This window comes from Parvibium lacunae (assembly GCF_003335215.1).
Classification (GTDB): domain Bacteria; phylum Pseudomonadota; class Gammaproteobacteria; order Burkholderiales; family Burkholderiaceae_D; genus Parvibium; species Parvibium lacunae.
This window is the reverse complement of the sequence record NZ_QPGB01000010.1, coordinates 1-3,580: the sequence shown is the minus strand read 5'-3', so window position 1 is coordinate 3,580 and position 3,580 is coordinate 1. Positions and strand designations below refer to the sequence as shown.

The following is a 3,580-nucleotide window of genomic DNA, read 5'->3' as shown; positions in this document are numbered from 1 at the left end:
GACAGGATTGGGCTTGGCTATCTGCCGTGAAATCGTTGAGGCGCATCACGGTCGTATCAGTGCCCATAACAATGCCTCGCCCGATAACCCCTCACGACCAGGCGCCGCCTTCGAAATTAGATTGCCAACCTCTCCCCTTAGTGTGATTGCGGCCCAACACAGCACGACAGTTACTGATACAGAGAATCTTGAAGGGAGTGTGCGGTGATTGAGGGTCAGCCCATTTTTTCGGCGCTGTTGAAAACCTTACGGGGCAGAATTACGCTGCTGGTTATTGTATTGACACTCTTCATTGCTGGCACCTTGGGTTATAACGCCTGGACAGTCGGCCAACGACAAGCGATCCAGATTAGCCAGCAGCAACATCAGCATATTTCCTATGCCTATGCCATTGAAACCTACGATCAGATTACGCGCACCCGCAACGCCCTGTCGCATGCCGCCGCAGAGCTACAAAGACAGTTCGGCGAAGCAAATGACCGGCAACGTATCAATACAGGACCGATAAACTTAAAAGGCTATTGGCAGCAGCAATCAACGTTGTTTGTGCTATTCAATGATCTGCTGGTGGTTGACGCAAAAGGAAAGGTGCTAAGCAGCACCAATCTAGTTGATATTCCAGGGCAAGTGTTATCGCATGCGCAGCAAGAAACGCTTGCCATTCAGGCAGGAAAACCGGCCATATCGCCGCCTTACTTTAATCAACACACCCAAGAATGGGTACTGGCGATTAGTGTACCGATTTTTCAGGCGGGTACGGTTACACATGCCTTAATTGGCCGAATCGATATCAAGCGTAACGAACTCTTTATGCAACCGATTAGCCGCAATATCGGGCAGTTTGGGGTGCTCTCAATCATTAGCAATACCGGTACTTACCTCGCCCATCGCGACGCAGCCCTGATCGGGACAGCCGTAGAGCCTGCGGTACAGGAACAGATCAAGCGGATGCGCAACAGGGATGAAGTTCGCCAAATTCGCTTGGAAAAACAACAAAAAAATCAGGCTAGCTATGTGACGTTGCAAGCAATCGAAGAATTAAGCTGGCTGATTCGACTAGATATTCCTGAAAAGGAGATTCTTGCTCCACTCAAAGACAGTAATCGGCAATTGATTCTTGCTGGCAGTCTGTTTACCTTTTTAAGTGCCATTCTTGCCGCCCTGCTCACCACACAAAGCCTAAAACCGATTACAACTTTACGCCAGCAAATCCTGGCGATTCGGCATGGTAATCAAACCACAGCAGAATTGGAAATCAGCGCCAACCATACGGCAGAGTTACGCAGTCTGGCAGAAGAATTCAACCATCTGATACAAACGCAGCGCGAGTCAGAGTCGCTAGCCAAACAAACCCTGCAGCAACTCCAAGAATCAACCATGTTGTTGAGTGAGTTTTATGAACACGTCCCGATCGGCATTAATCTTGCCGATCAGAATGGACGTTTTATCCAAGCGAATCAGGCTTATCTGGAAATGACGGGCTACAGTTTGGATGAAGTCTTAACCATGTCCTATTGGGAGATGAATGCACCCGAGTTTAATGCGAATCAGCACCTGATCCAGCAGCAAATACGCACGGAAGGCCGTTTCGCTCCATTTGAGAAGCAACTCGTCACCAAGAAAGGCTTACGCATAGATGTCATGGTGCGCGGGATTGTGATTCGTACTGATGATGGACATGCTTATACATGGTCTATCGTGGAAAATATCACTGAACGCAAACAACAAGAACAGCGACTGGAAGCGAGTGAGAATAGATTTCGTGCCTTGGTTGATGTCTCGTCTGACTGGTTTTGGGAAACCGATGAAAACCATCGTTTTATCCGACAAACCCCAGGGGCACGGATTCAAATGCCCGATGCTGTTAAACAATCGATTGGTAAGTGTCGCTGGGAATTGAATGTACTGGGGCCAACCCAGGAAGACTGGTCAAAACATCGGGCCGATCTCGATGCACACGTACCGTTTTATGACTTCGAATATGCGTCTCAGGTGAATAATGAATGGCGCTGGTTTTCTATCAGTGGCTCCCCGGTATTTGATCATACAGGCCAATTTTATGGCTACCGGGGTGTTGGTCGCGACATTCATCAAAGAAAGCTCAATGAAGAAGCGCTCAGATTGAGCCGCGAACGGCTCAGGATGATCGTAGACAATGTGCGCGATGTGATTTTCCAGACCGATGCCGATGGTAACTGGACTTACCTCAATCATGCCTGGGAAAAGATGAGTGGCTATTTGGTTGAACAAAGCCTCCAGCAACCTTGTTTTAATACCCTCACGATTTTAGATGAGCGAGATAAGCAGGCCCTGGCAAAAGTGCAACTCGGTGATACAAGTTTAATTCGCGCCGAACTAAGACATCACGATGGCACCCGCAAAAAAGTGGAGTTGGCGATTCGCCAACTCACCGACCCGCAAGGCCAGTATATAGGCATGACAGGCACCTTGCATGACATTACCGACAGCGTACGGCTCGATGAGGAAAGGCAACATAATGCACGCCGGCTTGAGCTAGAAAATGCGCTGAGCGCCGCCATGCTGCTGGATATCCCCGATCTTTACCGGGGTATTCTATGGGCCCTAAAATTAGATGTCGATGCACATGACTGCGCCATGATGCTGACCCTTGAAATGGGCACGCATGAACCTGAACTGGTTGCCCACTTCGGGCAACCCAACTACCCGCAGAGCCAGCTTTATCATAGCGTCCTGCATGATCAGCAAACGATAGTGCGAATCGCCAACCACGCAGGGCTGAGTGAGTTATGCATGCCCTTGGTCGTTGATAAAGTACCACTGGGTTATATTTATCTCAGTCGACCTAAACAGCCAACAGAACCAGGCTTTACCCAGCATGATGTCGATGTCGCCAATATGGCATCAGAACTGATTGCATCCTCACTTCAGATTCGCCTGTTGCAAGAAGCCACGGATAGAGCGCGCCGGGCCGCCGAGCAAAACCTACAAACCATGACAGACCGTTTCGAACGTGCGGTCGCCGGCGCGAATGATGGGATTTGGGAACGTAATCTGGTGACCGATGAACTCTACCTCTCCCCACGCTACAAGCAACTTTTGGGTTATCAGGATGATGAATTGATCAATGACCGCCAGGTACTCCTTGATTTGGTTCATCCAGACGACCGCGAGACCTTTGAAACCTACACCCATACGATGCTCAATTTCGGCAAACGCTGGCAATATGATTTACGGATGCGTGTAAAAAATGGCGATTACCGTTGGTTTCGAGTACGCAGCATTGCCGACAGAAACAGTAAGGGGGAAGCAACCTTGCTATCGGGAACCTTCTCTGATGTACACGAAGTAAAAATTGCTGAAGAAGAATTAAAACGCCACCGAGACAGTTTGGCTGAAATTGTGTCAGAGCGGACGGCGAAGTTGGTACAAGCGCGGGATGAAGCACAACAGGCCAATAAAGCCAAGAGCGAATTCCTCGCCAACATGAGCCATGAGTTACGCACCCCCATGCATGCCATCCTCAGCTTCGCCAAGTTCGGCGTCGAACGCTGGGAAAAAGTCGATAAAGAAAAACTCCATCACTATTTCGAGAATATCT

The 3,580-nt window shown here is 49.2% G+C and carries 2 protein-coding genes; both read left to right on the top strand.

Annotation, left to right across the window (positions count from 1 at the left end):
- Window positions 1-208: ATP-binding protein (locus DU000_RS12890; protein WP_205074069.1), on the top strand; the 208-nt coding region annotated here is incomplete at its 5' end.
- Window positions 205-3,580, top strand: a 3,376-nt coding sequence (locus DU000_RS12465) for a PAS domain S-box protein (protein WP_114403744.1), incomplete at its 3' end; no start/stop codon positions are given. The genes DU000_RS12890 and DU000_RS12465, both read left to right, overlap by 4 nt.